We start from the raw sequence: 24,714 nt of genomic DNA, 5'->3' as shown, positions 1-24,714 counted from the left end.
CTGGCCACCTGGCGAACTACCGGACCGGCAATCGCGCCCTCGCGAGGACGATCAGCCCGGCGTTCGCCACTACCCCGGCGTCGGCGATGGTTTCCGGTCCTTCCGCCAGTTCAGCGCCCCGGAACTTGACGAGGTATTGATCGGCCGGGCGCCGAACCCGCGCCGCCTGGAGAGCCTGGATCTTGAGGTCGCGCACCAGCGCCGTCGGGGCGAGGTCGAGGCGGATCTCATCCCAGGCGTCGAGCACCATCACGCGAACCGGAATCGGATTCATTGCGGATTCGTCGGGAGGGTCGACAAGAACCGGCTGACGGCTTGGTCGAACAGCAGAGTCGACGCCCGAACCCGCTGGCCGTCGGCGTTGCCGAAGATCGCGATGGCGATTTCTTCACCGCCCTGCCCCCGCAACGTCAAGAACCCCTGCCCCTCTTTTTCGGGATAGGCGGCGTTGTGGGGCACCCGATCGGCGAAGAACGTCTTGGCCCGGGCGATCACATCCGCGGAGGACAGCGTCGTCGTGATTTCATGTACCATGGCGGCTCTTACAGCTTGAGGATGGTGACGCCGGTCGGCTGCGCCGGGATGGCGATCGAGCTGGCGACTTTCCGGGTGGCCAAATCCACGACATCGATGGCCCCGGGGTCCGAACCGATCGATTCCTGCGACACGTACGCGTACCGGCTGTCGGGGGAAAAGGCGATCCCGTGGACGATCTTCTTGGCGGTCTTGATCCGGGCCACTTCGGCCAAGGTCTTGAGGTCGATGATACTGAAGCTCTGATCCTTCTTGTTGGTCACGATCGCAATCGAGCCGTCCGGCGCGGGTTCGACGTTGTACGCCCCGGGCCCGACCGGAATCTCCCGCGTCAACGACAGCGAGGCGGCATCCCAGACCTGGACCGTGTTGCCGTAGTTGCAGGCCACGTACAGGGTCTTGTCGTCCGCGGACACCGACACGAACGTGCCGGCGCACTCTTTGTCCGCGAGGGTGGCCGGGGCCTGGTGCTGGGCATGCGCCGGGCCGGCGGCCATTTTGTTCATGTCGTGGCCCTTCCCGGTCTTGACCCGCCGGGTGATCGCGAAGGTCCCGATATCGACTTCAAGAATTTCATCGCTGTTCATGCAGGACACATACGCGAACGTGCCCGCGTGGTTGACCTTCACGCCGTGCGGCATATCGCAGGCCGGCAGGTCGGTGATCTTGGCCATCGTCGGCACGTGGACGATCGAGACCACATTGACCCGCGGACGATCGCCATGGAAGTCGGAGTTGGCCACGAACGCAAACTCGCCGTCCGGGGTGATCGCGATCGTGGTCGGAAAGAGCTCGACGGTGGCCTTGCCAATCAAGGAATCGTTGCCGGCATCCAGCCGCCACAGCGTCCCAAACGGCACCCCGTGGGCAATCGTGATGAAATAGGACTTCATGTCCGGCGCGACGGTGATGTTGTGGGGGCCGTCGATATCGGCCGGCATGATGCCGACCGGTACCACCCGGTCCACTACCAAAGTCGCACCAACCGGCTTCAGCCACGTCACGATGTCACCGGACTCGCTGACAACCCCGACTCGGTACTTCTGCTCTTGCGCGACGGCCGCCGGGGCGAACGCTGCCGCCGCCACCAGCACCAGCCAACGGATCTGCATCAATTCGACTCCTCCAAGAACCGCCATTACTGTTCCGCTTCCGCCCAAATTTCTCGCTGATCGACCTCCGGGGTGCGAAGCACATCCATCAGCTTCGGCGGCCGGACCACCACGAGGACGAGTTCGCCGGCCGGGGGCGCCTCAACGCCCTGCACCGACAGGAAGGCCGGCAGCCGGAGATCGCCCGGCAACTCGACCCGGTACCGCCCTCCAGCCCACGGGAACCGCACCACCCCACCGGGCCCGTCTCGTTCCACCTCGACAAAATAGTCGTCTTCGACCCGAAACACGCCTCCGGGCACCGACTCCCCGTCCCGGTAGAACGTCGGATCGAACGGCTCCCCCGCGAGCCGGGCAAAGTTGTGTTCGGTCGCCTCGTCGAACGCCTCGAGCGCGGGTTCCTGGGCTCGCCACTCCACGTGGTGGCGAATCTCGTGGGTCAGGGTTTCCCAGACCTCGTGGTGCCAGTCGAAATCGTCTTGGTCCCGCGCCAAGGCCTGGAAGGAACCATGGTAGAGCACCACCCGGCTCCGCAGGGCATCCGGGTCGTCCGAGGTGGTCGGGAGCGGGATACACTCCCCGAGGGTAAAAATCTCTTCCCGCTCCGGATGGGCCACCGTCCGCGGCGACACCACAATCTCCGAGATCCCGTCCAAAAACTCCTCCGGAATATCCACCGCCAACCGCCGCACCAAGTCCTCAAACCCCGAAAGCTCCACGCCGTCAGCCGAGCGCCGAGTGCCGAGCGCCGAGTGCCGAGCCGAGATACCCGAGCACCGCGCCAAACGCGATCCGTTCCTGGGCCATCGAGTCGCGGTGCCGCACGGTGACCTGACCGTCCTCCGCCGATTGGCCGTCGACCGTGATGCAAAACGGCGTCCCCACTTCATCCATCCGCCGGTACCGCCGCCCGATGGCCCCGCTGTCGTCGTAGAAGCACGGCAGGTGCTTGCGGAGATCGTTGAACAACTCGGTCGCCTGCTCGGGCATCCGCTCCCGGTTCATCAAGGGCAGAACGGCCGCCTTGATCGGCGCAACGGCAGGGTGGAACCGCATGACCACGCGGGTTTCACCCTCCACCATCTCCTCGTGATAGGCGTCGGCCATGACCGTGAGCGCCACTCGGTCGGCCCCGGCTGAGGTCTCGACGATAAACGGAACGAACCGTTCGCCAGTGGCATGCTCGAAGTACTCGAGCTTCTTGCCCGAGGCCTCTTGATGCCGCTTCAGGTCGAAGTCGGTCCGATTGTGAATCCCCTCGATTTCGTGCCACCCGAACGGAAACTCGTATTCGATGTCGTAGGCCGCCCTGGCATAGTGCGCCAACTCGGTCGGTCCATGCTCATGCCAGCGGAGCTTGGCCGGGTTGAGCCCGAGCTCGTGGTGCCAGGCCATCCGGAGCGCCCGCCACCGTTCAAACCACTCGGCGTCCGTGCCCGGTTTCACGAAGAACTGCATTTCCATCTGCTCGAACTCCCGGGTCCGGAAGATGAAATTCCCCGGCGTAATTTCGTTCCGGAAGGCCTTCCCGATCTGGGCAATGCCGAAGGGCACTTTCTGCCGCGAGCTGTTGAGCACGTTCAAGTAGTTGACGTAAATGCCCTGGGCCGTTTCAGGCCGGAGGTACACCACCGAGGCTTGTTCTTCGACCGGGCCCATGAAGGTCTTGAACATCAGGTTGAACATTCGGGGCTCGGTCAGGTCGCACGTCGAGTGCTCCCCCGGTCGTTTCGACGGCTTCTGGGGACACTGGCCATCGCTGATCTGGTCGGCCCGGAACCGGGCCTTGCAGGTCCGGCAGTCGACTAGAGGATCGCTAAATCCGGCGACGTGTCCGGACGCCTCCCAGACTTTCGGGTGCATCAGAATTGCCGCATCGAGGCCTTCAATATCGTCCCGAGACCGAACCATCGCCTGCCACCAGCGATCCTTGATATTTCGTTTTAGCTCGACCCCAAGGGGTCCGTAATCCCAAACCGAGCCCAAACCCCCATAGACCTCCGAGGATTGAAATACGAACCCGCGGCGTTTGGCGAGGGAAGCGAGCTTGTCCATGACAGTCGGGGTGGCCATGCGAAACCAGGGTCAGAGATCGAGGGCGGCCGGGGCTGAATGCCACCGCCAAGATCAAAGGTACCGATGGCCTAACTTGCGGGCAAGCAACGATTTGCGCTCATGGCAACCTGCCCTTTTCGGGGCAAGCCGGGAACCAGACGGTGATGCACGGATGCCACAGCGTGAGCAATGGCAACAACTTAAGAGGGGTCCGATTCTGGCTTGGACTTTGCTTCTCTCATTGTCCCTAGAGCAGGCTTCCCCTCGAAGTCGACTGGTGACATCGGGCCGAGGCGCCGGCGTGGAGGTACCTGATGCAACTTCGTTCAGTCCGATCCGACCGACGAGGCTACTCCCTCGGCGAGCTCCTCTGGGTCATCGTGATCCTCGGGATCATGGCGGCGCTGGCCATCCCGCGCCTCGATTGGATGAAATACCGGCTCAACGCGGAAAGCCGGAACATGTCGCTCCAGATGACCTATGCCCAGCGACTGGCGGTCAGTCTCCAGCACAACGTCCGGGTGACCATCGACCCCGCCCAGCGCCGGCTGATCGTCGATGAGGACGCCAACAACGACGACACCTATACCGCGGGCGAGCGGCGCCGAGTCTTGCAGTTGGATGACGGCCTCAACTTCGAGAAAAACGGGGTGGCCGACCTTCCCTCGCCGTCCCCGACCAAGGAAGTGACCCAGGTCATTTACCGCCGGGACGGCAGCGCCGACCAGGCCGGCGTGATCTTCCTGAACACCATTCGCGGGGTGGCGATGAGTTCGAACCAAGACGCCCGGGCGCTCGAGATTGCCCGGGCCACGGGGCGGGCCACGATCTACCGTTACCTGAACAGCACTTGGATAAAGGGGACCTGAATGAACCGCAAAGGTTTCACCCTGATCGAGGTGCTGATCGCCGTGGTGCTGCTGAGCATCGCGGTGGTCAGCCTGGGCCAGTTCATGGGCAAGTATCAGAAGGCCACGGCCAACGCCACGATGCTGTCGACGATGACCTCGATCGCCAAGGAGCGGATCGAGTTGGTCCGGGGCGACCCTCGCTACACCACCATGACCGCTCGGTACGGCGCCGGCGCCAGCGCCGACACCACCGGTTTTCCCGGCTATTCGATGATTCGCCGCCGGACCTTCGTGACCCGAGATCAAACCGGCGCTCCCGCCCGCGACCGGACCACCGTCACGGTTCGGGTCTTTACCACCACCGCCATCGTCAAGGACACGGTCAGTCTGACTGCCGTGATTGCCAGGCCATGAAGAAACCCACTCGGCCCCAAGCCGGCTTCTCGCTCGTCGAGCTGCTGGGGACCCTGGTGGTGCTCAGCATGATCATGGGCACTACGGTCTTGTTCTTTCAGAACCAGAACAACAGTTTCATCAAGGGCAGCGAGAAGATGGACCTGCTCCAGAACGCTCGCTACACCGTGAGTCACATGGAGCGATTGGTGCGGACGCTCGGCGCGGGCGTAACCGGCCAGCAGCCGATGATGGTCTACGGGGGCGACGACGTCATCGCCTTCAACAGCGACTATCTCGAAACCGACACCACCAACTTCCGGTGGGCGGTGAACTTCAATCCGAGCATGACGGCGGCCCTCGGAACCGCCTGGACCGTCGGTACCGCCGGAACGATCCCGAACACGGCCTACACCTACCCCGCGCAAACGTTCCTGCTCGGGAATGGTTCGCCGAGCCCGGCCGAGACCAAGATGTTCTGGTTTGTGCCGGACTCGGCCACCTCGCGGACCGATGACTATGCGCTCTGGGAGCGGACCAACGCCGGCACGGCCGAGTACATCGCCCGCAACATTCTGGCGTATCCGGGCCGGCCGTTCATCCAGTACTTCTTGGCCCGGCGGTTGGGCACCGGCCTCGACACCCTGATCATCGCGAGCGGGGGGCTGTTGCCCCTCAAACGGCTGGTCCTCCAATCGTCCTTCACCTCGTCCGACACCGCCAACGCAGTACGGCCGGACAGCGTCAAGGCCGTGCGGGTCAACATCAGGGTCTCCAATGGCAAAGTCGGATCCGAAGAGCGATACCGGGACTTCTCCCAGTTGCTCCAGGTCCCAAACAACGGCCTACCCTCACCGAACGTCTGCGGCCGGTCGCCGTTTCCGCCGACCACCTTCACGGCCACCCAGGACACCGTACCGGGGTCCGGCGTTCTCACACTGGCCTGGAATCGGTCGCCCGATCACGGGAGCGGCGAGTACGACATTCGCCAGTACATCCTCTATCAGCGGGATGACACCGCCACCGTGTGGATCGACCCCTTGATAATGGTCCGGGCCGACACGACGACGGCGTACTCCGTCATCCTGGGCGGCCTGATCCCGGGTGCCTCGTATGACTTTGCCGTGGCGGCCCAGGACTGTACCCCCAGCCAATCGACGTTGTTCTTCGTTACCCAGAGTGCGCCATGACGCAACAGGAGCGTTCCATGACCCCGATCGTCCAGAACGAACGAGGCGTCGCGTTGGTGCTGACGCTGCTGATCACGCTGGCCATCGCGGCGCTCGCGATCGGCGGCGTCATGGTCGCGGGCAGCGGCACCCTGACGGCTAAGTTCTCGGCCAAAGAAGCCGCGCTCCATTCGCTCTCTGACGCCGGCCTGGAGTTGGCCCGAGACTCAATCAACCGGGTCCCGACGATCCTGCCGGACACCGGCTACATCCAGATCGTTCCGGCCAGCACGATTATCGACGCCCAAGGCAATACCGTCTCCGGCTATACCCGATCGGTGTACGCGGGGAAAACCGGCGGGCGGACCGGCGGGCCGGCCACGGCGGGCCAGTACGGCAACAACTTCATGAGCATTGTCTCGGTGATCAACGATCCCCGAGGATCCGTGGCGGCACGACGCGGGCTGTTTACCCAGGAGTCCTGGTCTCGCTTTGCCGTCGCGATCAACCTGTGGAGTAACGGCGGCGTCGTCTACGGGTGCGGGGAGTCGATCGCGGGGCCGTTTCACTCCAATCACAATCTCCAGCTGCAAGGCGGTTGCACCACCCCCAAGGTTGACTTCTTCGGGCCGGTGACGGTCACGGGCACCATCTCCAACACTGGTTCCGGCAACTTCACTCAGGGATCGAGCACCGGCGCGAGCGTATTGGCTTGGCCGACCGCCGCCCAGTTCGGCACCATGCAGCAGTACGCCCAGGACGCCGATGTGGCCGGGGGCGACTACGACATCACCGGCGGCAACACCGGCACGAACCGGCCCTGCACCCGGCTTGACTTTCAGGTGCTCGACTCGAACCGGGACGGCATCATTCAGTGGGACGAGGGATACGTCAGGGTCTTCAAATGCCTCAACACCAGCGACAGCTCGCTGGCGTATGTTACCGCTCGGCGGTGGCCGACCGTCCCACCCTTGGCGGTCGGGGCGACCGTGGCCGACGACCCCAACTTGGTTTCACCGAATTGCGGACGGCCCGGCGTCGGGGTCTTCGAGTCGGCTCGGAGCCGGTACCTCGCCTTCGCGCCCGCCATCGGGCGCGACTCGGCGCGGGCGGCGCTCCTGGCGGCCAACCACCGCTGCTACTTGGGCGGAGACCCACGGCTGTTTACCGCGATGACGGGGGACACCTTAGTCGCCGACTCGGCTACGGTGAACGCGAACCTCGACGTCCTGACCGGCGGGAAGTGGATTCGCCGCCGGTCCGGGGCCCACTCGTCGGTTACCCCGGTTCGAAATACGATTGCCACCGGCGGCGACGCCGAGTACTGGATCCCCCTTGGCAAGAACCCGAATTTCAAGGGCGTCATCTATGTGGCCGGCGACGTGGCGCTGAGTGGACGACTCAGGGGACGGGTGTCCGTCGTGACCACCGGCAACATCGTGTTGGCCGACGACTTCCAGTATTGGACGGCGCCCGGCTCCAACTGCAGTGAGACCGGTGACATCTTCGGGGCGATTAGCGCCACCAACGTGTTGATCGAGGACAACAACGTGCAGGTGCCGTTTCGGTCGCGCAATGTCGGGTCGGTCGCGGGGACCGGCACCTACCGTGGCGGCTTCGACGACACCCCCGCCGATGAGAACTACCACATGTTCATGATCATGCTCGGCAATTGGGGCGGCGATATCCCGGGCATTCCCGTTTACACGGGGCCGGGTAGCCCCGGGATCCCCGGCACCCTTCCCGACCGCTGCGCCGACGCGGCCGCTGGCTGCGTTCGCGTCACCGGCGGGATGGGCTTGGGCCGGATCGAATGGTGGACCTATTGGCCGGTCGGCCACGGCAATTCATCGGGGTGGGCCGAGCGCCAGGCCTATGACATCTGTGGCGCCACGAATCCGCCCCCGTACTTCCCAACCACGGGCCGGTACATCGAGAGCCGGTACTACGAACTCGACCCCGTCTGGCTCACTCAAACGACGATTGCGGGGTATTATCGGGAGTTGCAGAGTAGGTAGGACTCGGCGCTCGGCGCTCGGCGCGGCTAGATCTCGATGATTTGGTCGCGGCGGGTACCGACGCTGACGTAACGGATCGGGGTGTCGGAGAGGGATTCGAGACGGGTCAGGTAGGCCCGGGCGTTGGCGGGGAGATCGGCCAGGGTCCGGGCGTCGGCCGTTGAGGTCCTCCACCCTGGGAGGATCTCGTACACCGGCTTCAGGCGCTCAAGTACGGACACGTCGGCGGGCATCTCGTCGATGGCGTGGCCGTCCAGTTGGTAGCCCACCGCGACCGGAATCTGGTCGAATCCATCGAGCACATCGAGTTTGGTCACCGCGAGGGCGGTGAGGCCGTTGACCCGGGCCGCGTAGCGCGCCACGACCGCGTCAAACCACCCACAGCGGCGGGGACGGCCCGTAACGGCCCCGAACTCATGACCGACCCGTCTGAGTTCCGCCTCCTCGGCATCGGCCGCCAGGGTGGGCAGCGGGCCGTTTCCGACCCGGGTGGTGTAGGCTTTCACCACCCCCAACACTCCGTCGATCATGGTCGGCCCGATTCCGGCTCCGACCGAGGCGCCACCAGCGGTGGTGTTGGATGAGGTTACGAACGGGTAGGACCCATGATCGACGTCCAGCAGGGATCCCTGCGCCCCTTCGAGGAGGACCCGTTTCCCGGCCTTGAGGGCGCGCTGGAGATGGACCCCAGTGTCGGTCGTCAGGGCCCGAAGCCGGGGCCCGATTGTCCGGATGAGCGCGACATGTTCTTCCAACGAGGCCCGCTCGGTCATCCCAGCCAAGGCCAGCCATTGGTTCGCTCGCTCGATCCGGGCCGGCAGCAGCGCCTCCAGTGCCGTCAGATCGCCAACCAGGCCGACCCGGAGCCCTCGCCGTCCGTATTTGTCCTCATAGGCGGGCCCGATCCCCCGCTTAGTGGTGCCGATGTTCTGGCGGCGCTCCTCGGCCAAGTCGAGGAGTTTGTGATAGGGGAGCACCAGATGAGCCCGATCGGACACCAAGATCCGTCCGGTGGTTGAAATCCCCCGTTCTTCCAAGCCATCGAGTTCGGCAAAGAAGCTCTCCGGATCAATCACGACGCCGTTACCTAACAGGCACGTCGTGGTCTGATGGAGCATGCCGCTTGGAATCAACCGGAGGACGAACTTGGTCTCCCCGATGACGACGGTATGGCCGGCATTGGCCCCGCCTTGGTAGCGGACGACCAGGTCAGCCCCTTCGGACAGCACGTCGACGAGCTTGCCCTTGCCCTCGTCACCCCACTGAGAGCCGACCACGACCAGGCACCGCAACTTGGAATCGAACATCAGCGTTTGGTCCTTGGGGCAAGCACGGCGCTCTCACCGTCGGTCGGGTCAAGCGCCCGGGCGGTCTGCGCGGACACCTCACCGGCCTTGACCAACTCGGCCACGTGTTGCTGAAAGGTCTGCATCCCGGACTTCCCATACCCACGCGTCATCAAGTTCTTGACGTCCATGATCCGGGCGGGGTCTTTGATCGCATCGCGGACGGCCGGCGTCGCGATCAGAATCTCGGTCGCGAGGATTCGCCCGGGCCCGGCCTTTCGCGGCAGGAGCCGCTGCGACACGATGGCCGCCACCGCTTCTGAAAACCGAACCAGTCCGATTTCCCGCTCCTCGGAGGGGAACATCGCGATAACCTGGCCGATCGTCGTCACCACGTCGGGGGTCGGCATGGCGCCGATCACCAAGCGGCCGGTTTCCGCCGCCTTGATGGCCGTGCCGAGGGTCTGGATGTCGGGCACGTCGCCGATGACGATGACGTCCGGGTCCTGGCGGAGGGCGGCCTTGATCCCGACCGCCACCGACGGCGTATCGATCCCAACCTCGCGCTGGGTCACCGAACAGCTGATATCGCGGTGGAGAAACTCGATCGGATCTTCGATCGTGACGATGTGGCGTTGCTGAGTCTGGTTCATGTGGTGCAACAACCCGGCCACCGTCGAGCTCTTGCCGGAGCCGCTGGCACCGGTCACGAGCACCAGGCCGCTCCGAGCCTCAGCCAGCGCCTGCACCGCCGAGGGAACGCCGAGGTGCTCGAGCGTCGGCACCGTAAACGGAATGACCCGCATCACGATCATGAACGACGATCGCTGGCGGAGCAGGTTGACCCGAAACCGGCCCACTGATGGAAGCCCCCACGAGCAATCATGATCGGTGATCTGATCGAGCCGGCTCCGGTCGAATGCGGTCCCGATCAGTTTCTCGGCAACGGCCCGCGTCTGGTCGGGCGTGAGCCGCTGCTTGGTGAGCGGAACCAACTTGCCGTCGATCCGGGCCCGGAACACGTCACCGGCCTTGATGTGGAGATCGGACGCCCCCCGGTCCACCGCGGCCTTGATGATCTTTTCGATCGGAACTCCCGACACAGTCAGGTTCTTTTCAAAGGAAGAAATCCCATTCGCTGCTCGACCCCGGCAATCGTCTCGGACGCCAACGCCCGGGCCCGTTCCGCTCCCCGCGCAATGGCCCGATCGACGGTCCCGGCATCGGCTCGGAGTTCTTCACCCCGGATCCGGATCGGCGCCAACTCCGCCGTGACATTGTCGGCCAATACGCGCTTGCAATCGATGCAGCCCCACCCCGCCGTCCGGCACTTGCTAGCGACCTCCGCCACGGTGGCCGGCGGCGAGAAGTGCTGATGCAACGTGAAAAGATTGCAAAGCTCGGGCGTACCCGGATCCTTCTTGGTCTGTCGCGCCGGATCGGTCTTCGCGGGCCGGAGCTTCTCCCAGATCTGCTCCGGCGTCTCGAACACCCCAATGGTGTTGCCCAGGCTCTTCGACATCTTGGCCTCGCCGTCGAGGCCGAGAATCCGCTTGGCCGGGGTCAGCAGCGCCTTGGGCTCCGGGAGGAACGGAGCCGCCGGCGAAAACGCCGCGTTCCACGACCGGGCAATTTCCCGCGACAGTTCGAGATGCTGGACTTGATCCTCGCCGACCGGCACCACATTGGCCCGGTAGAGCAGGATGTCGGCGGCCTGCAGCACCGGATACATTAGCAGACCGGCGGGCACCCGTTCCATCCGTTGGGACTTGTCCTTGAACTGCGTCATCCGCTCCAGTTCGCCGATCCCGATCACGTTGGTGAAGAACCACATCAGCCGGGTGTGTTCGGGAACATGGGACTGGGCAAAGATGATCGAGCGCTCCGGATCAAGACCGGCCGCCATCAGGCTGACCAGCATGTCCCGGGTCCGCTCGGCTAACTGGGCCGGATCGTACTTGACCGAGAGGACATGGAGATCGACGACGCAGTAGAGGCACTCGTGCTCGGCCTGCAGCCGAACCCAATTCTTGACGGCACCCAGCCAGTTGCCAAGGTGCAAATCGCCGGTGGGTTGGATGCCGGAAAAAACTCGATCCATGGCTCGTTCGCTCGGGTTTAACAGGACGCAACGAGCAAGCTAGCCACCCGAAAGGTCACTCGCAAGATGAACTCCTCGTTGAACTTAACGCAGCTGGCGACGACCGCGGCGGCGCGGGCCTCCGACTACCTCCGCCAGGTCGAGCGCCCGGTCGACCCGGCCGTCTGGACCCCCAAAGGTCAGCACGACTTCGTCACGATCTGCGACCGCGAAGCGGAGTCCATCATCGCCGAGGTCCTGCTTCGAGGCGAACCCGGGTCGGTCGTCATGGGGGAGGAACTCTCCCCCGAACGCCAGCGGGGCAAGCTGACGTGGATCGTCGATCCCATCGACGGCACCACCAACTTCATCCACGGTTTTCCAGCCTACGCCGTGTCCATTGCCGCCGAGGTGGACGGGGTGCTCGAGGCGGGCGTGGTCCTCCATGTCGGACCGAACCGGCTCTATCACGCGGCCCGCGGCCACGGAGCGTGGTGTGACGACATGAGGTTGGGGGTGTCGGCCATCGACTCACCGGGATTTGCGCTGATCGGCACCGGTTTTCCGTTCAAACATCCGGAACACCTCGCCGCGTATCAGCCCCAGTTTGCCAGGATCGCCATGGCCACGTCCGGGATTCGCCGGGCCGGCTCGGCGGCACTCGATCTCTGTTGGGTGGCGGCTGGCATGTTCGACGGGTTCTGGGAGCTGATGCTGGCCCCCTGGGACATGGCGGCCGGCGTGCTCCTGACCAGGGAAGCGGGCGGGCGGGTTACTGATCTCAGTGGCCGAGACATCGGAGCCGCGCATGCCGCCGTCGTCGCGGGAAATCCCTCGATCCACGCCTGGCTGCTCGAAACTCTGGCCTCGGCGGCCGGTCCTACCCGGCCTGGGTCAGAATCCTCGGCCCGGCCGCAGTGACCGCCACGGTGTGCTCGAAGTGCGCCGACAGCGAGCCGTCGGCGGTTACCACGGTCCACTTGTCGGCCAGGAGTTTGGTCTTGTAATCGCCCATGGTAATCATCGGCTCGATCGCGATGGTCATCCCTTCGAGCAGCCGTTCACCCCGTTTGGGCCGGCCGTGGTTCGGGACCTGGGGATCCTCGTGCATCTTGGTTCCAACCCCGTGCCCCACCAATTCCCGAATCACACCGTAACCACCGGCCTCGGCCACCGCCTGGATCGCGTGGCCGATGTCGCCGATGTGGTTCCCGAGCCGAGCCTGTTCGATCCCGGCGGCGAGGGCCCGCTCGGTCGTTTCCAGAAAGACCAGCGTTTCAGGAGCTACCGCCCCGATCGGAACGGTAATGGCACTATCAGCGTGGAAGCCGTCAACACAGACGCCGCAGTCGATGCTGACAATCCCACCCTCCCGAAGCGGGCGCTTCGGTGACGGGATCCCGTGGACGACTTCCTCGTTGATCGAGATACAGAGGCTCTTGGGGAACCCGTAGAGGCCTTTGAACGACGGCTTGGCGCCCTGGTGGCTTCGGATGAACTTCTCCGCTTCCCGGTCGAGGTCCTCGGTGGTAATCGAAGGCTTGACGAGACCCCGGCACAACTCGAGCGTGGCAAACACGATGGCCCCGGCGCGGGCCATGGTGTCGATTTCACGGGGCGATTTGAGGGTGACCATGGGAGACAGGGCTATCGGCCGACCGCGGCTTCCGCAGCCGCGGCAATCGACTCGACCGGCCCAACGGCCGGAATCTTCGTCACCCCACCCCGGGCCTCGTACCAAGCCACCACCGGCGCTGTTTGGTCGCGGTAGGCGGTGAGTCGCCGCTGGACGGCGGTCGGGTCGTCATCCGCCCGGCCTTCGATGGTGCGGCGCTTGGCGATCCGGGCCAGGATCTCCTCGTCGGTCACATCAAAGAACAACACCAGGTCGATCTTCCGGCCCAGCCCGGCGAGCAGCGCGGCCACGCCTTCCGCCTGAGGCATCGTCCGGACCACCCCGTCGAAAATGACCCCGCGGCTACTCGCCGGCTTGGCAATTTCTTCGCCGACGATCCCCATAATGATGTCGTCGCTGACCAACGCCCCGGATTCCATCACCGCCCGGGCCTTCAGTCCCAGCGGAGTGCCAAGCTTGACCGCCTCCCGGAGCAAATCCCCGGTGGCCACCTTCGGAATCCCGAGCCGCTCGGCCAGAATCACCCCTTGGGTCCCCTTGCCCGCCCCAGGCGGCCCCATCAATAGAATATCCACCGGCCCCCCTTTCCTAAAAACAAGGGGCGGGCTTCCGCCCACCCCGAGTGCCGACCGCCGAGTGCCGAGTGCCGAGCCCTAAATGAACCGCTGCTGCCGGCCCCTGAACTTGACCCGACCGGTCTTCATGAAGCTATCGTACTTCCGGACCGTCCGGTGCTGCTCGATTTGCGCGATCGTGTCGAGCAAGACGCCGACGACGATCAGGATCGAGGTCCCGCCGAACGCAGACTGGTAGTTGAATTGCCGGGCCACGATCGTTGGGATGATCGAGATCAACGCCAGGAACAGCGAGCCCGGCAGCGTAATCCGACCGAGCACTTGGTCGATGTAGTCGGCCGTGGCCGCGCCCGGCTTCACGCCGGGAATGAACCCGCCCTGCTTCTTCAGATTTTCCGACAAGTCGACCGAGTTGAAGATGATCGAGGTGTAGAAGTAGCTGAAGAGCACGACCATGACGGCAAAGACGATGTCGTAGGGCAACTCGCCGGGCGTGAAGAAATTGGCGATGTCCTTGAGGGACTCGCTCTGGGTAAAATTGGCAATCGTGCTCGGCATGATGATGATCGTCTGGGCAAAAACGATCGGCATGACGCCGGCCGTGATCAGCCGGATCGGGATAAAGGTCTTCTGGCCCTCGCGGACCCGACCGCGTCCCATGACTTTTCGAGGGATTTGGATTGGGATCCGCCTGGCGGCGATGGTCATCGCGACCACCGCGGCGATGGCGCCGACCGCCAGGGCCACCACGATGAAGGCCCCGCCGAAGCTCACGCCGCCAACCCGGACTTGATCGATCAACTGGAAGGTCGAGGGCCAGAGCCGCTCGATGATCGACACGGCGATCAGCAAACTCATCCCGTTCCCGATCCCTCGTTCGGTGATCTGCTCACCGAGCCACATCATGAAAATCGCGCCGACGGTCAACGTAAACCACATCGTCAGCCGGGCCGCAAAGCCAGGATTAGCGATGGCGCCCGGAATCGACTCCGTGAACGCGGTGAAGGTGATCGCCTGCGAAAAGGCGATCACGATGGCCATGTACCGGGTCCACTGAGTGAGCTTCTTCTTCCCTTCCTCGTCCTTTTGCATCTTGCTGACGGTCGGGAAGATCCCGCCGAGCAGCTGGAAGATGATGGAGGCAGAGATATACGGCATGATCCCCAAGGCGAAGATCGTGGCCCGGTAGAGGCCGCCGCCCAGGGTGTCGTAGAGCTGGAAGAAGGTGCTGGTGCCCTGATTGCTGTTGATGAACGCCTGGAGCGCATCCACGTTGACCCCTGGCGCCACAATGTGCGCCCCGATCCGATAGATCAGGATCGCGATCAGGGTAAACGACAGCTTGCGTTTGAGTTCCTCGTCAATCCCAAGCGAGGGGAGACCTTGGGCCGGACTCGTCACCTTACGCCTCGACTTTTCCGCCGGCCGCTTCGATCTTGGCCTTGGCGTTCCCGGAAAGTGCCACGCCCCGAACCGTGAAGGCCCGCGTGACGTCGCCTGTGGCCAACAATTTGACGATGTCGGTGGCCTTCTTGATCAAACCGGCCGCCGCCAACGTTTCAGGCGTGATCTCATTGCCGCTGACCTTCTCCAGACTGCGAAGGTTGACGGCCTGAGCGGTCTCTTTGAACGGGTTGGTAAAGCCCCGCTTGGGCAGCCGCCGGTACATCGGCATCTGGCCGCCTTCGAACCCGGGATTGGTCGAGCCGCCGGTCCGGGCCTTGTGACCCTTGTGACCCTTACCCGACGTCTTGCCAAGCCCGCTGCCGACGCCACGACCAACCCGGCGGCGCGCGACATTGCTGCCCTTGGCCGGCTTCAGGTTGGAGAGAGTGATCTTGCTGGTCATCCTGCGTTCTCCGCCTTGCTCACTTCGACCATGTGCCGAACCTTGAACAACATGCCACGAATCGAGGCATTGTTGACCACTTCGACCACGGCCTGATGTTTAAACAACCCGAGCGATGCCAAGGTCCGGCGCATCGTCTCGCTGTGGCCGATCGACGACCGGATCTGCTTGACCCGAACGCGGGCCGCGTCTTTTTCGGCCGGAATCGTGGCGGCGTAATAGACCGGTCCCTGCCGGAAGACTGCTGGATTGCGTCCCATCGCTGCTACCCCTCCTGCCGCGGCTTATACCCAAGGGTCTCGACCTCGACCCCGCGTTCCCGGGCCACCTGCCGGGCCGACACCAACGAACGGAGCCCATCGATCGTCGCCCGCACCATGTTATGCGGATTGTTCGACCCGAGGCTCTTGGTGAGAATATCGCTGATCCCGACGCACTCGAGCACGGCGCGGACCGCACCACCGGCAATGACGCCGGTACCGGTCGCCGCCGGCTTGAGCAGCACCCGGCCCGCGCCATGGTGGCCGAGGATTTCGTGCGGAATCGTGGTCCCGGTCCGGGGCACTTCGGTCATGGCCCGCTTGGCCGCCTCAACCGCCTTGCGCACGGCTTCGGAGACTTCGTTGGCCTTGCCCGTGGCAAAACCGACCCGGCCCTTGCCGTCGCCGACCGCGACCAGCGCGTTAAACGAGAACCGCCGGCCGCCTTTGACGACCTTGGCCACGCGATTGATGTCCACGACTTTCTCGATGAACTCGCTCGGCGCTTCCCGGTCCCGCCGGCCACCATCGCGCCGGCCCCGCTCGCCGCCACGGCCGCTCCCACCTCCACCACTCGCCCCGCGACCACGACTCCGACCCCGGCCCGCTTCGGCCGGTGCTTCGGTCGGTTCTGTCGGCTGCACGTCAGGTTCGGTCATTTAGAACTCCAATCCGCCTTCGCGAGCGCCGTCGGCGACCGCCTTGACTCGCCCATGATATCGGAAACCGGCCCGGTCGAACACGACCTTGGCGATCCCGGCTGCTTTGGCCTTCGACGCGAGCAACTTGCCCGTGGCCTTGGCCCGCGCGACCTTGCCGGTCCCGTCGAGCTCGATGCCTTCGCTCCGGTCCGCCACGCCCAGCAACACCACGCCCTTGTCGTCGTCCACCAACTGGGCATAGATGTGCTTGATCGACCGGAAAATGACCAAGCGCGGACGCTCGGGCGATCCGGAGACTTTCTTCCGGACGCGCAGGTGCCGGCGATACCGCCGCTCTTCGCGCGTCTTCGGTGCATGAATTGAACGCATGGGTTACTTCGCTCCCGTCTTGCCGGCCTTGCGGCGGACCTGCTCGCCTTGATAGCGCACACCCTTGCCCTTGTAGGGTTCGGGCGGACGAATCGAGCGGATGTCCGCGGCGACTTGGCCAACCAGTTCCTTGCTGGGCCCCGAGATCTTCACGACGGTGTTGTTCTCCACCACCATCTTGATCCCGGCGGGGGCGTCGTACTTCACCGGGTGCGAGAAGCCCAAGCTCAAGTTGAGTCCCTTGGGCGACACCTCGGCCTTGTAGCCGACGCCCTGGATTTCGAGGACCTTCTCGAAGCCCTTCGAGACGCCTTCGACCATATTGGCCACCAAGGTCCGCGACAGCCCGTGCAACGCCCGATGCATCGGTTCGTCGTTCGGCCGGCTGACGGTCACCTCACCGTTGTCCATGGCCAGCTTCATCGTCGGGTGAATGATCCGAGAGAGTTCTCCCTTCGGACCTTTTACCAGAATCGAGTTGCCGTTGATCTGGACGGTGACATCCTTCGGCACCGGCACTGATCTCTTTCCAATCCGCGACACGGTGGGCCTCCTACCAGACGACCGCGAGGAGTTCACCGCCCAAGTTCGCGGCTCTGGCATCACGGTCGCTCATCAACCCCCTGGGGGTTGAGACGATCGCCATACCGAGCCCGTTCTTGATCCGGGGAATCTCACGGCTCTTGACGTAGCGGCGCAGGCCGGGCGTGGACATTCGCTTCATCTCTCGGATCACCGGGCGCTCGTTATGATAGCGCAGGGTGATTCGAATGACGCCGCGAGGACCATCCTCGACCAACTTGAAATCCGCGATGTAGTGGTTGCTGTGGAGAATCCGCGCCACCTCGGCCTTGAGCCGTGATGCGGGGACTTCCACTCGGCGATGCCCAGCGGCACCCGCATTGCGGATGCGGGCGAGCATATCCGCCACAGGGTCTGTCATGCTCATGCGCGATCCCTTCCCTTACCAACTCGCTTTGCGCACGCCGGGGATGTGTCCCCGAAGCGCGAGTTCTCGAAAGCACATCCGGCAGAGGCCGAATTTGCGTAACACCGCCCGTGCCCGGCCACAGCGCTGACAACGCCGAACCGCCCGAGCCTTGAATTTCGGAACTCGCTTTGCGCGCTCGATCCAACAGGTCTTGGCCATAGTTCCTTACATCCCCCGCTTACACGGTCCGCTTCGGGGTTTCGCCCCGGAACGGCCAGCCGAATTCCCTTAACAACGCCATGGCCAGGTCATCGCGGCCGGCGGTCGTTACGATGGTGATGTCCATCCCGTGGATCTTCTCGACCCGATCGTAGTCGATCTCGGGGAACACCAACTGCTCCTTGATCCCGAACGAATAGTTGCCGCTTCCATCGAAGCTCCGGTTCGGGAGCCCCCGGAAGTCCCGGATCCTCGGCACCGCGAGCGAGATGAACCGATCCAAGAACTCGAACATCCGGGGGCCCCGGAGCGTCACCATCACGCCGACCGGGACACCCTGACGGAGCCCGAAATTCGAGATCGCCTTCTTAGCCCGGGTCACCACCGGCCGCTGGCCGGTGATCAACCCCAACTCGTCGACGACCGCGTCGAGCGCCTTCGGATTCTTGCTCGCCTCGCCGAGGCCGACATTCAGCACGATCTTGACGATCCGCGGAATCTGCATCGGGTTAGTCAGACCGAATTGCTGCTTCAGACGCTCCCGGACCGTGTCCAGGTAGAACGTCAACAGCCGGGGAACGCCGACCGCCACCTTCGGCGCCGGATCGGTGGCCCCTTGCGGCGCCTTCGCGCGCTTGCTGGTCTTCGCCGGCGGGCCGCCCTTGGGCGTCTTCGCGGGCTTGGTTGCTTTCGCTTCAGCCATCGTTACCGGTTCCTCACAATCGACTGCCCGGACTTCACGGCGATCCGCTCAACGGTGCCGTCCTGGTCCCGCTTCCGCCGAACCCGGGTCGGCTCGCCCGTTTTGGGATCGATCAACATCATATTGGAATGATGGATCGGCGCCGGACGCTCTACAATTCCCGACTGCCCGTTGGGGGTCGTCGCCCGAAGGTGGCGCTTGACCATATTCAGGCCCTCGAGGGTGACCCGGCCGGTCTTGAGATGCACTCGCAGCACCCGGGCCCGCTTGCCCTTGTTGGCGCCCGAGATCACCTGGACCATATCGCCCTTGGTGATCGGCATCGAGACTCGGACCACAGGACCCGGTCCGACCTTCCGACGGGCCTTCCGGTGTTTCAGAATCCGCATGGTTAGATGACCTCCGGCGCCAACGATACGATCTTCATGTATCGCTTATCGCGCAGCTCCCGGGCAACCGGCCCGAAAATTCGGGTCGCTCGCGGTTCGCCCTGATCATTGATGAGCACGACCGCGTTCTCATCGAAGCGGATGTAGGAACCGTCCTTGCGACGGGTCTCCTTCACCACTCGGACGACCACCGCTCGCGCGACGTCCCCCTTCTTCACCTGGCCGGTGGGAATCGCGTCCTTGATGGCCACGATCACCACGTCACCGAGCCCGGCATAGCGGCGCTTGGAGCCGCCCAACACGCGGATCACGAGGGCCTTGCGGGCCCCGCTGTTGTCCGCGACTCGAAGTATCGTCTCTTGCTGAACCATTTGGCCTCCCTACTTCGCCTTCTCCACGATCTCAGTCACGCGCCAGCGCACAGTCTTCGCCAGCGGACGGGTTTCCATCACCCGAACAGTGTCGCCGGTCTTCGCCCCGAGATCGTTCCGGGCCTTGATCGTCTTCTGCCGGGTAATCCGCTTCCCGTACACCGGATGGGCAAACCGCCGCTCCATCATTACGGTCACGGTCTTCGTCATCTTGTCGCTCTTCACCACGCCGGTCCGACCCTTCCGCCGGTTCCGAGGTGCCGCGGTCGCTTCCGTCATTCTCAACCTTCCTTCTGCCGCAAAACCGTCTTGATCCGGGCAATGTCACGCCGACGGGTTCGGAACTGGATCTGATTCTCGACGGCTTCGGTCGCCGTTCGGAACCGGAGCCGGAACTGCTCTTCCTCGATCTCGCCGAGCTTCGCGTTGAGCTCCTCGACCGTCAACTCGGCGAGCTCGGCCGCTTTGAGCGCCTTCATTTAGTGCTCCTCCCGCTTCACGAACCGAGTCTTGACCGGCAACTTGGCCGCCGCCAACGCAAAGGCCTGGCGTGCCACCAGCTCGGTCACTCCCTCGACCTCGAACAGAATCCGGGCCGGCTTGACCACCGCCACCCAGCCTTCCGGGTTACCCTTACCCTTACCCATTCGGGTCTCGGCCGGCTTCTTGGTAATCGGCTTGTCCGGGAACACCCGGATCCACATCTTGCCGCTCCGCTTCATGGCTCGAGAAATCGCGATCCGCGAGGCCTCGATCTGGCGGTTCGAAACCCAGCCCGGCTCCATCGCGGCCAGGGCAAAATCCCCGAACGCCACGGTGTTACCCCGCAAGGCCAAGCCTCGCATCTTCCCCTTGAATTGCTTGCGGAATTTGATCCGCTTCGGCGCAAGCATTGGTTAGGCTCCCGTGCTGTACGTCTTGCCGGTCACGTCTTCGACTACCTCGCCACGGAAAATCCACACCTTGATCCCGATGGTGCCGTAGGTCGTCTTGGCCGTGCTCGTCGCGTAGTCGATATCGGCCCGCAGCGTATGCAGCGGAACCCGACCCTCGTGATACCCCTCGGTCCGCGCGATTTCCGCCCCGCCCAACCGACCGGAGACGCGGACCTTGATCCCCAAGGCCCCCATCCGCATCGCGCCCTGGACCGCCCGCTTCATCGCCCGCCGGAAGGAGATCCGCTGGATCAACTGATGCCCGATGTTGTCGGCCACCAACTGCGATGACGTCTCGGGGTGCTTGATCTCCTCGACGTTGATCGCCGCTTCCTTCGACGTGAGCTGCGCGAGTTCGTCACGGAGCTTGTCGACTTCGGTGCCCTTCTTCCCGATGACGACGCCCGGACGCCCAGTGTGGACCGTCACGGTCACTTTCCCAGGACGGCGCTCGATATGGATCTCGGCGATGGCCGCATGACCGAGCCGCGTCAGCAAGTACTTCCGGATCAGCTCGTCTTCCTTGAGGAGCGCCGGCATTTCCTTGGTCGCGTACCATCGGGAAACCCACGGCTTGACGATCCCGAGCCGGAACCCGATCGGATTGGTTTTCTGACCCATCGACTACTCCTTGCTCCGAACGTGGATCTCAACGTGGCTCGTCCGCTTCTTGATCGGCGTCGCCCGGCCCTGGGCCGCGGCGTGAATCCGTTTCAGCGGCGAACCGCCATTGACGATCGCCTTGGCGACCATCAGTTCGTCGGCGTCGAACCGCTCGTTCCCGGCCATCGCCTTCTGCTCGGCGTTGGAAACGGCGCTCTTGAGCGTCTTCGCGATCTGCTTGGCCGCGTTTCGCTTGTTGAACTTGAGGATCGCCAACGCCTCGTTGACGTCCTTACCCCGGATCAGGTCGATCACCAGCCGCATCTTCCGCGGGCTTTGGCGAACGTTGCGCTGAATTGCGTGTCCAAGAGTCATGATCACTCCGGCTTCGCCTTCTTGTCGGCTACCATCTTGCCGCTGTGGCCCTTGAAGATCCGAGTCGGCGAGAACTCACCGAGCTTGTGACCCACCATGTTCTCGGTGACATGCACCGGCACGAACTTGTTGCCGTTGTGCACCGCGAACGTGTGGCCCACGAACTCGGGGAGAATGGTGCTCGCCCGGCTCCAGGTCTTCACGACCTGCTTCGTGTTCTTCCCGGTCAGGACTTGGACCTTCTTGAGCAAGGCCTCCTGAACGTACGGTCCCTTCTTGACGCTCCGTCCCATGGATCAGTTCCCCCCGCCGGTCGCCTTACCACGCTTGCGGCCGCGGATAATCAGTCGATTCGTGGCCTTCTTCGGAAGCCTGGTCTTGACGCCTTCGGCCTTACCCCACGGCGAAACCGGCGGACGTCCACCCGAGCTCTTCCCTTCACCACCACCCAGCGGGTGGTCGACCGGATTCTTCGCGACACCACGGACTTTGCCACGGCGGCCCAACCACCGGGTCTTGCCGGCCTTGCCGCGCGACAACAACTCGTGCTCGGAGTTGCCCACTTCGCCGATCGTGGCCAGGCAACGTCCGTTGACGAGCCGGGTTTCGCCGGACTTCAACTTGAGCGTCACGTATTGGCCTTCCCGCGCCATCACTTGGGCGTACTGACCCGCGCTCCGCGCGATCGAGCCACCCTTGCCGATCTTGAGCTCAATGTTATGCACGTTGGTACCCAACGGGATTTCACCCAGCGGCAGGGCGTTGCCGTTCCGGGCATCGGTCCCCGGCCCGCTCAACACCGTGTCACCCTGCTTCAGGCCGACCGGGTGGAGGATGTATCGCTTCTCGCCATCAGCGTAGAAGAGCAACGCAATCCTGGCGGTGCGGTTCGGGTCGTATTCGATGTGCGCAACCTTGGCCGGAATCCCGAACTTGTTCCGCTTGAAGTCGATGATCCGGTAGTGCTGCCGGTGCCCGCCACCGATCGCCCGCATCGTGACGTGGCCCTTGTTGTTCCGGCCACCCGTCTTCCGAAGGGGGGTGAGCAGCGACTTTTCCGGCGTATCGCGCGTGATCTCCGCGAAATCGGACACCGACCGGAACCGGGTCCCGGCGGATGTCGGACGATATTGACGATTGGCCATGTTAGCCCTCGAACACGGCGATTGAGTCGCCGTCCTTCAGAGTCACCAAGGCCTTCTTCCAGGCCTCGGTCTTGCCCCGGGTCCGCCCGCGGGTGACTTCGATCCGGCGCATCTGCATGGTCCGGACCCTGGTCACCGTCACGCCGAAGAGCTTCTCCAACGCCGCTTTGACATCCCGCTTTGTCGCCCGCGTCGCTACCTGGAAGGCGTATTCCTTCCGGTTCTGATACGCCGCCGAGCTCTTCTCGGTGATCAACGGCTTCACCACCACATCATGCAGGGCAGCCATTATTTACCGTCCTTCGGCTTGGGCGCGGCCTTCTTGGCCCGCGCCTTCTTTTCGGCGGCCGGCTTGGCCGTCTTTTTCACGGCCGGCGCTTTGGTAGCCTTCTCGGCTTTTGGGGCCTTTGGGGCCTTCGGCGCTTTGACCGCGGTCTTCTTCTTCGGTGCCGCATCCGTGTCGGCAGCCTCGGACTCGATCGCTTCGCCGGTCAAGGCGCCGCGCTCAACCACCACGGCATCCGACCACAGGACGTTGTAGGTCGCGACGTCGCCGTATGGCATCACCTCGAGCAGCGGAATGTTCCGCCCGCTCAAGTAGACGTTTTTCTTGATCCCGTGGGTCAGCAGCAACACCTTCTTGCCGGTCAACCCCATCGCCTTGAGTAGCGCCGCCAACTGGGCCGTCTTCGGACCGCTGAAGTCGAGACTCTCGACCAGGGACAGGAACCCCTCGCGGGCCCGGGCGTTCAGCGACGAGCGCCGAGCTAACTGCCGGACCTTCTTGGGAATATCCTGGGTGTAATCGCGCGGGTGCGGACCGAACACCGTGCCGCCGCCGGGCCACAACGGCGACCGCGTCGAACCGGCTCGGGCGCGGCCGGTGCCCTTTTGTTTCCACGGCTTCTGGTTACCACCCGTAACCCACCGGCGAGTCTTGGTCGCGTGAGTGCCCTGGCGCTGATTGGCCAAAAAGGCCTTCACCGCTTGGTGCATCACCGGCTCGTTGACCGTGCCGTCGAAATAGTCAGCCGGGAGCGCAACGCTTCCGCTCGGCTTCCCGTTCGGTTGAAACAACGGGGCCTCAATCATGACGGCTTCTCCCTCCCTGCTTCGCCACGGTCACGATCCCGTTCTTCGCTCCCGGGACCGCTCCCCGCACGAACAGCAGATTACGCTCGGCATCGATCCGAACGACCTGGAGGCCGAGTTCGGTGTGACGGCGGTCGCCCATGTGACCGGGCATCCGCTTGCCCTTGATGACGCGCGACGGATCGGTGCCGGCGCCGACCGAGCCAGGCTTCCGGTGCCGCGTGTTACCGTGCGACCCGGGCCCGCCACCGATCCCGTACCGGTGCACGACGCCCTGGAATCCGCGGCCCTTCGACTGACCGGTGACCTTGACGGTCTCACCAGCCGCGAACATGCCGACGGTCACGGTATCACCAGGCTTCGGGGCGTCACCGTTCAACTCGAACGTCCGCACCACGCTCGGCGCCGCATCGAGACCCGCCGCCTTGGCGTGCCCCAACTCTGCCTTGAGAGTCCGCTGCGCCCGCTTCTGACCGAAGCCAAGCTGCACGCCGCTCCCGCGAACCTGGAGGACCCGACACGGGCCGGCTTCGATAACGGTCACCGGCACCGAGGTGCCACCGTCAAGAAACACCCGGGTCATCCCCACTTTGCGTCCAATCAATCCATCCGTCATCGTGCTACTCAACCTTGATTTCGACGTCGACGCCAGCCGGCAAATCGAGCTTGGTCAACGCGTCCATCGTTTGAGGACGAGAGTCGTTGATGTCCAAGAGCCGCTTATGGGTCCGGAGCTCGAACTGCTCCCGGCTCTTCTTATCGATATGCGGACTCCGAAGTACCGTCCACCGTTGGATCTTGCTCGGCAGCGGGATCGGCCCTGAGACCTGCGCGCCGGTCTTTTCGACCGAGCGAACGATGTCAGCAGCAGCCTGATCCAATACCGCGTGATCAAACGCCTTGAGACGGATACGAATCTTACTGGCCATACAATCTCCTTCTGTCCGCCGCGTTACTTCAGAATCTTGGTAACGACGCCGGCGCCCACCGTCCGGCCGCCCTCACGAATCGCGAACCGCAACCCCTCATCCATCGCGATCGGCGTGATCAAATCAATCTTCATCTGGATGTTGTCCCCCGGCATCACCATCTCCACCCCGGC

37 protein-coding genes and 1 pseudogene are annotated in these 24,714 nt (G+C 63.9%); 5 read left to right on the top strand and 33 right to left on the bottom strand.

The window, feature by feature from the left end:
• Nucleotides 1-16 precede the first annotated feature (16 nt).
• From EXR94_11230 to EXR94_11210, 5 genes and pseudogenes are all read right to left on the bottom strand, one after another.
• A complete protein-coding gene (locus EXR94_11230) occupies nucleotides 17-274 on the bottom strand; it encodes a hypothetical protein (GenBank protein ID MSR03291.1) in 258 nt (85 codons plus the stop codon).
• Nucleotides 271-534 carry a hypothetical protein gene (locus EXR94_11225; protein MSR03290.1) on the bottom strand — a complete coding sequence of 88 codons (264 nt, stop codon included), beginning with the start codon at nucleotides 532-534 and terminating at the stop codon, nucleotides 271-273. The genes EXR94_11230 and EXR94_11225 overlap by 4 nt, the downstream gene beginning before the upstream one ends.
• Before the next feature lie 8 nt (nucleotides 535-542).
• Nucleotides 543-1,646 (bottom strand): hypothetical protein, encoded by a 1,104-nt coding sequence (locus EXR94_11220; GenBank protein ID MSR03289.1) that lies wholly within the window; start codon nucleotides 1,644-1,646, stop codon nucleotides 543-545.
• 413 nt (nucleotides 1,647-2,059) lie between these two features.
• Nucleotides 2,060-2,365, bottom strand: a pseudogene (locus tag EXR94_11215) (hypothetical protein).
• Nucleotides 2,366-2,369: 4 nt separating this feature from the next.
• Nucleotides 2,370-3,719 carry a glycine--tRNA ligase gene (locus EXR94_11210; GenBank protein ID MSR03288.1) on the bottom strand — a complete coding sequence of 450 codons (1,350 nt, stop codon included), beginning with the start codon at nucleotides 3,717-3,719 and terminating at the stop codon, nucleotides 2,370-2,372.
• 296 nt (nucleotides 3,720-4,015) lie between these two features.
• Between EXR94_11210 and EXR94_11205 the strand changes: the two genes are divergently transcribed.
• Genes EXR94_11205 through EXR94_11190 form a run of 4 tightly spaced genes read left to right on the top strand, consistent with a single transcriptional unit; the run spans nucleotide 4,016 to nucleotide 8,132 of the window.
• Nucleotides 4,016-4,570, top strand: coding sequence for a prepilin-type N-terminal cleavage/methylation domain-containing protein (locus EXR94_11205; GenBank protein MSR03287.1), 555 nt, complete (start codon nucleotides 4,016-4,018; stop codon nucleotides 4,568-4,570).
• A complete protein-coding gene (locus tag EXR94_11200) occupies nucleotides 4,571-4,966 on the top strand; it encodes a prepilin-type N-terminal cleavage/methylation domain-containing protein (protein ID MSR03286.1) in 396 nt (131 codons plus the stop codon).
• Complete coding sequence (locus tag EXR94_11195) at nucleotides 4,963-6,135, top strand: hypothetical protein (protein ID MSR03285.1); 1,173 nt, start codon at nucleotides 4,963-4,965, stop codon at nucleotides 6,133-6,135. Before EXR94_11200 ends, EXR94_11195 begins: the two co-directional genes overlap by 4 nt.
• 17 nt (nucleotides 6,136-6,152) lie before the next feature.
• Complete coding sequence (locus EXR94_11190; protein ID MSR03284.1) at nucleotides 6,153-8,132, top strand: hypothetical protein; 1,980 nt, start codon at nucleotides 6,153-6,155, stop codon at nucleotides 8,130-8,132.
• 26 nt (nucleotides 8,133-8,158) lie between these two features.
• Here EXR94_11190 and EXR94_11185 read toward each other — a convergent pair whose 3' ends face one another.
• From EXR94_11185 to trpS, 3 genes are read right to left on the bottom strand one after another with little or no spacing between them, the layout of a single operon-like run.
• Nucleotides 8,159-9,424: an adenylosuccinate synthase gene (locus EXR94_11185; GenBank protein MSR03283.1), complete on the bottom strand. Its 1,266-nt coding sequence runs from the start codon at nucleotides 9,422-9,424 to the stop codon at nucleotides 8,159-8,161.
• A gap of 14 nt (nucleotides 9,425-9,438) precedes the next feature.
• Nucleotides 9,439-10,548, bottom strand: a complete 1,110-nt coding sequence (locus EXR94_11180; protein ID MSR03282.1) for a PilT/PilU family type 4a pilus ATPase — start codon at nucleotides 10,546-10,548, stop codon at nucleotides 9,439-9,441.
• Nucleotides 10,524-11,519 (bottom strand): tryptophan--tRNA ligase, encoded by a 996-nt coding sequence (gene trpS / locus EXR94_11175; protein MSR03281.1) that lies wholly within the window; start codon nucleotides 11,517-11,519, stop codon nucleotides 10,524-10,526. The genes EXR94_11180 and trpS overlap by 25 nt, the downstream gene beginning before the upstream one ends.
• A gap of 66 nt (nucleotides 11,520-11,585) precedes the next feature.
• On the opposite strand from trpS, the gene EXR94_11170 reads away from it, so the two are divergent.
• Nucleotides 11,586-12,419 (top strand): inositol monophosphatase, encoded by an 834-nt coding sequence (locus EXR94_11170; protein MSR03280.1) that lies wholly within the window; start codon nucleotides 11,586-11,588, stop codon nucleotides 12,417-12,419.
• Here EXR94_11170 and map read toward each other — a convergent pair.
• From map to tuf, 25 genes are all read right to left on the bottom strand, one after another.
• Nucleotides 12,379-13,134, bottom strand: a complete 756-nt coding sequence (map, locus tag EXR94_11165; GenBank protein MSR03279.1) for a type I methionyl aminopeptidase — start codon at nucleotides 13,132-13,134, stop codon at nucleotides 12,379-12,381. The genes EXR94_11170 and map overlap by 41 nt on opposite strands.
• An 11-nt stretch (nucleotides 13,135-13,145) precedes the next feature.
• Entirely contained in the window at nucleotides 13,146-13,709 is a 564-nt protein-coding gene (locus tag EXR94_11160) for an adenylate kinase (GenBank protein MSR03278.1), read from the bottom strand.
• 78 nt (nucleotides 13,710-13,787) lie between these two features.
• Nucleotides 13,788-15,110, bottom strand: coding sequence for a preprotein translocase subunit SecY (secY, locus tag EXR94_11155; GenBank protein MSR03277.1), 1,323 nt, complete (start codon nucleotides 15,108-15,110; stop codon nucleotides 13,788-13,790).
• A 1-nt stretch (nucleotide 15,111) separates the two neighbouring features.
• Entirely contained in the window at nucleotides 15,112-15,546 is a 435-nt protein-coding gene (locus EXR94_11150) for a 50S ribosomal protein L15 (GenBank protein ID MSR03276.1), read from the bottom strand.
• An 8-nt stretch (nucleotides 15,547-15,554) separates the two neighbouring features.
• A complete protein-coding gene (locus EXR94_11145) occupies nucleotides 15,555-15,818 on the bottom strand; it encodes a 50S ribosomal protein L30 (protein MSR03275.1) in 264 nt (87 codons plus the stop codon).
• A 5-nt stretch (nucleotides 15,819-15,823) separates the two neighbouring features.
• The gene (locus EXR94_11140) at nucleotides 15,824-16,477 is read right to left on the bottom strand and encodes a 30S ribosomal protein S5 (GenBank protein ID MSR03274.1); all 654 of its coding nucleotides are present in this window, start codon (nucleotides 16,475-16,477) and stop codon (nucleotides 15,824-15,826) included.
• Nucleotides 16,478-16,840, bottom strand: coding sequence for a 50S ribosomal protein L18 (locus EXR94_11135; protein ID MSR03273.1), 363 nt, complete (start codon nucleotides 16,838-16,840; stop codon nucleotides 16,478-16,480).
• 12 nt (nucleotides 16,841-16,852) lie between these two features.
• Nucleotides 16,853-17,392 (bottom strand): 50S ribosomal protein L6, encoded by a 540-nt coding sequence (locus EXR94_11130; protein MSR03272.1) that lies wholly within the window; start codon nucleotides 17,390-17,392, stop codon nucleotides 16,853-16,855.
• Nucleotides 17,393-17,402: 10 nt separating this feature from the next.
• Nucleotides 17,403-17,798: a 30S ribosomal protein S8 gene (locus EXR94_11125; protein MSR03271.1), complete on the bottom strand. Its 396-nt coding sequence runs from the start codon at nucleotides 17,796-17,798 to the stop codon at nucleotides 17,403-17,405.
• Nucleotides 17,799-17,813: 15 nt separating this feature from the next.
• Entirely contained in the window at nucleotides 17,814-17,999 is a 186-nt protein-coding gene (locus EXR94_11120; protein MSR03270.1) for a type Z 30S ribosomal protein S14, read from the bottom strand.
• A gap of 19 nt (nucleotides 18,000-18,018) precedes the next feature.
• Nucleotides 18,019-18,702 (bottom strand): 50S ribosomal protein L5, encoded by a 684-nt coding sequence (locus tag EXR94_11115; GenBank protein MSR03269.1) that lies wholly within the window; start codon nucleotides 18,700-18,702, stop codon nucleotides 18,019-18,021.
• A 2-nt stretch (nucleotides 18,703-18,704) separates the two neighbouring features.
• On the bottom strand, nucleotides 18,705-19,025 hold the full coding sequence (locus EXR94_11110) for a 50S ribosomal protein L24 (GenBank protein MSR03268.1): 321 nt from the start codon (nucleotides 19,023-19,025) through the stop codon (nucleotides 18,705-18,707).
• A 68-nt stretch (nucleotides 19,026-19,093) separates the two neighbouring features.
• Nucleotides 19,094-19,462, bottom strand: coding sequence for a 50S ribosomal protein L14 (locus tag EXR94_11105; GenBank protein MSR03267.1), 369 nt, complete (start codon nucleotides 19,460-19,462; stop codon nucleotides 19,094-19,096).
• A gap of 9 nt (nucleotides 19,463-19,471) precedes the next feature.
• Nucleotides 19,472-19,741, bottom strand: a complete 270-nt coding sequence (locus EXR94_11100; GenBank protein MSR03266.1) for a 30S ribosomal protein S17 — start codon at nucleotides 19,739-19,741, stop codon at nucleotides 19,472-19,474.
• A 2-nt stretch (nucleotides 19,742-19,743) separates the two neighbouring features.
• Nucleotides 19,744-19,941 carry a 50S ribosomal protein L29 gene (locus EXR94_11095; GenBank protein ID MSR03265.1) on the bottom strand — a complete coding sequence of 66 codons (198 nt, stop codon included), beginning with the start codon at nucleotides 19,939-19,941 and terminating at the stop codon, nucleotides 19,744-19,746.
• On the bottom strand, nucleotides 19,942-20,355 hold the full coding sequence (locus EXR94_11090) for a 50S ribosomal protein L16 (protein ID MSR03264.1): 414 nt from the start codon (nucleotides 20,353-20,355) through the stop codon (nucleotides 19,942-19,944). It lies immediately after the preceding gene.
• Nucleotides 20,356-20,358: 3 nt separating this feature from the next.
• Nucleotides 20,359-21,018, bottom strand: coding sequence for a 30S ribosomal protein S3 (locus EXR94_11085; protein ID MSR03263.1), 660 nt, complete (start codon nucleotides 21,016-21,018; stop codon nucleotides 20,359-20,361).
• Between the two features lie 3 nt (nucleotides 21,019-21,021).
• Nucleotides 21,022-21,375 (bottom strand): 50S ribosomal protein L22, encoded by a 354-nt coding sequence (locus EXR94_11080; protein MSR03262.1) that lies wholly within the window; start codon nucleotides 21,373-21,375, stop codon nucleotides 21,022-21,024.
• A gap of 2 nt (nucleotides 21,376-21,377) precedes the next feature.
• Nucleotides 21,378-21,668 (bottom strand): 30S ribosomal protein S19, encoded by a 291-nt coding sequence (locus EXR94_11075; GenBank protein ID MSR03261.1) that lies wholly within the window; start codon nucleotides 21,666-21,668, stop codon nucleotides 21,378-21,380.
• A 3-nt stretch (nucleotides 21,669-21,671) separates the two neighbouring features.
• Nucleotides 21,672-22,520 carry a 50S ribosomal protein L2 gene (locus EXR94_11070; protein ID MSR03260.1) on the bottom strand — a complete coding sequence of 283 codons (849 nt, stop codon included), beginning with the start codon at nucleotides 22,518-22,520 and terminating at the stop codon, nucleotides 21,672-21,674.
• A gap of 1 nt (nucleotide 22,521) precedes the next feature.
• Complete coding sequence (locus EXR94_11065; GenBank protein ID MSR03259.1) at nucleotides 22,522-22,809, bottom strand: 50S ribosomal protein L23; 288 nt, start codon at nucleotides 22,807-22,809, stop codon at nucleotides 22,522-22,524.
• Complete coding sequence (locus EXR94_11060; protein MSR03258.1) at nucleotides 22,809-23,612, bottom strand: 50S ribosomal protein L4; 804 nt, start codon at nucleotides 23,610-23,612, stop codon at nucleotides 22,809-22,811. Before EXR94_11060 ends, EXR94_11065 begins: the two co-directional genes overlap by 1 nt.
• Nucleotides 23,605-24,228: a 50S ribosomal protein L3 gene (locus EXR94_11055; GenBank protein ID MSR03257.1), complete on the bottom strand. Its 624-nt coding sequence runs from the start codon at nucleotides 24,226-24,228 to the stop codon at nucleotides 23,605-23,607. The genes EXR94_11060 and EXR94_11055 overlap by 8 nt, the downstream gene beginning before the upstream one ends.
• A gap of 4 nt (nucleotides 24,229-24,232) precedes the next feature.
• Nucleotides 24,233-24,541, bottom strand: a complete 309-nt coding sequence (locus EXR94_11050) for a 30S ribosomal protein S10 (protein MSR03256.1) — start codon at nucleotides 24,539-24,541, stop codon at nucleotides 24,233-24,235.
• A 23-nt stretch (nucleotides 24,542-24,564) separates the two neighbouring features.
• A partial coding sequence (gene tuf, locus EXR94_11045; protein ID MSR03255.1) for an elongation factor Tu occupies nucleotides 24,565-24,714 on the bottom strand: 150 nt, incomplete at its 5' end.

Source organism: Gemmatimonadota bacterium, assembly GCA_009692115.1.
Lineage (GTDB): Bacteria > Gemmatimonadota > Gemmatimonadetes > Gemmatimonadales > GWC2-71-9 > SHZU01.
The sequence above is the reverse complement of the archived record's forward strand: the minus strand, read 5'-3'. Positions and strand labels throughout refer to the sequence as shown.

Bases quoted from the DNA above. Each gene is read 5' to 3' on its own strand.
- EXR94_11230 (MSR03291.1), bottom strand. From the start codon at position 274: ATGAATCCGATTCCGGTTCGCGTGATGGTGCTCGACGCCTGGGATGAG.
- EXR94_11125 (MSR03271.1), bottom strand. From the start codon at position 17,798: ATGAGCATGACAGACCCTGTGGCGGATATGCTCGCCCGCATCCGCAAT.
- EXR94_11195 (MSR03285.1), top strand. From the start codon at position 4,963: ATGAAGAAACCCACTCGGCCCCAAGCCGGCTTCTCGCTCGTCGAGCTG.
- EXR94_11105 (MSR03267.1), bottom strand. From the start codon at position 19,462: ATGGTTCAGCAAGAGACGATACTTCGAGTCGCGGACAACAGCGGGGCC.
- EXR94_11050 (MSR03256.1), bottom strand. From the start codon at position 24,541: ATGGCCAGTAAGATTCGTATCCGTCTCAAGGCGTTTGATCACGCGGTA.
- EXR94_11110 (MSR03268.1), bottom strand. From the start codon at position 19,025: ATGCCGATCACCAAGGGCGATATGGTCCAGGTGATCTCGGGCGCCAAC.
- trpS (MSR03281.1), bottom strand. From the start codon at position 11,519: ATGGATCGAGTTTTTTCCGGCATCCAACCCACCGGCGATTTGCACCTT.
- EXR94_11140 (MSR03274.1), bottom strand. From the start codon at position 16,477: ATGACCGAACCTGACGTGCAGCCGACAGAACCGACCGAAGCACCGGCC.
- EXR94_11170 (MSR03280.1), top strand. From the start codon at position 11,586: ATGAACTCCTCGTTGAACTTAACGCAGCTGGCGACGACCGCGGCGGCG.
- EXR94_11090 (MSR03264.1), bottom strand. From the start codon at position 20,355: ATGCTTGCGCCGAAGCGGATCAAATTCCGCAAGCAATTCAAGGGGAAG.
- EXR94_11225 (MSR03290.1), bottom strand. From the start codon at position 534: ATGGTACATGAAATCACGACGACGCTGTCCTCCGCGGATGTGATCGCC.
- EXR94_11220 (MSR03289.1), bottom strand. From the start codon at position 1,646: ATGCAGATCCGTTGGCTGGTGCTGGTGGCGGCGGCAGCGTTCGCCCCG.
- EXR94_11115 (MSR03269.1), bottom strand. From the start codon at position 18,702: ATGGCTGAAGCGAAAGCAACCAAGCCCGCGAAGACGCCCAAGGGCGGC.
- EXR94_11055 (MSR03257.1), bottom strand. From the start codon at position 24,228: ATGACGGATGGATTGATTGGACGCAAAGTGGGGATGACCCGGGTGTTT.
- EXR94_11065 (MSR03259.1), bottom strand. From the start codon at position 22,809: ATGGCTGCCCTGCATGATGTGGTGGTGAAGCCGTTGATCACCGAGAAG.
- EXR94_11200 (MSR03286.1), top strand. From the start codon at position 4,571: ATGAACCGCAAAGGTTTCACCCTGATCGAGGTGCTGATCGCCGTGGTG.
- EXR94_11070 (MSR03260.1), bottom strand. From the start codon at position 22,520: ATGGCCAATCGTCAATATCGTCCGACATCCGCCGGGACCCGGTTCCGG.
- EXR94_11075 (MSR03261.1), bottom strand. From the start codon at position 21,668: ATGGGACGGAGCGTCAAGAAGGGACCGTACGTTCAGGAGGCCTTGCTC.
- map (MSR03279.1), bottom strand. From the start codon at position 13,134: ATGGTCACCCTCAAATCGCCCCGTGAAATCGACACCATGGCCCGCGCC.
- EXR94_11210 (MSR03288.1), bottom strand. From the start codon at position 3,719: ATGGCCACCCCGACTGTCATGGACAAGCTCGCTTCCCTCGCCAAACGC.
- EXR94_11190 (MSR03284.1), top strand. From the start codon at position 6,153: ATGACCCCGATCGTCCAGAACGAACGAGGCGTCGCGTTGGTGCTGACG.
- EXR94_11145 (MSR03275.1), bottom strand. From the start codon at position 15,818: ATGGGACGCAATCCAGCAGTCTTCCGGCAGGGACCGGTCTATTACGCC.
- EXR94_11120 (MSR03270.1), bottom strand. From the start codon at position 17,999: ATGGCCAAGACCTGTTGGATCGAGCGCGCAAAGCGAGTTCCGAAATTC.
- EXR94_11205 (MSR03287.1), top strand. From the start codon at position 4,016: ATGCAACTTCGTTCAGTCCGATCCGACCGACGAGGCTACTCCCTCGGC.
- EXR94_11060 (MSR03258.1), bottom strand. From the start codon at position 23,612: ATGATTGAGGCCCCGTTGTTTCAACCGAACGGGAAGCCGAGCGGAAGC.
- EXR94_11085 (MSR03263.1), bottom strand. From the start codon at position 21,018: ATGGGTCAGAAAACCAATCCGATCGGGTTCCGGCTCGGGATCGTCAAG.
- EXR94_11080 (MSR03262.1), bottom strand. From the start codon at position 21,375: ATGACTCTTGGACACGCAATTCAGCGCAACGTTCGCCAAAGCCCGCGG.
- EXR94_11095 (MSR03265.1), bottom strand. From the start codon at position 19,941: ATGAAGGCGCTCAAAGCGGCCGAGCTCGCCGAGTTGACGGTCGAGGAG.
- EXR94_11100 (MSR03266.1), bottom strand. From the start codon at position 19,741: ATGACGGAAGCGACCGCGGCACCTCGGAACCGGCGGAAGGGTCGGACC.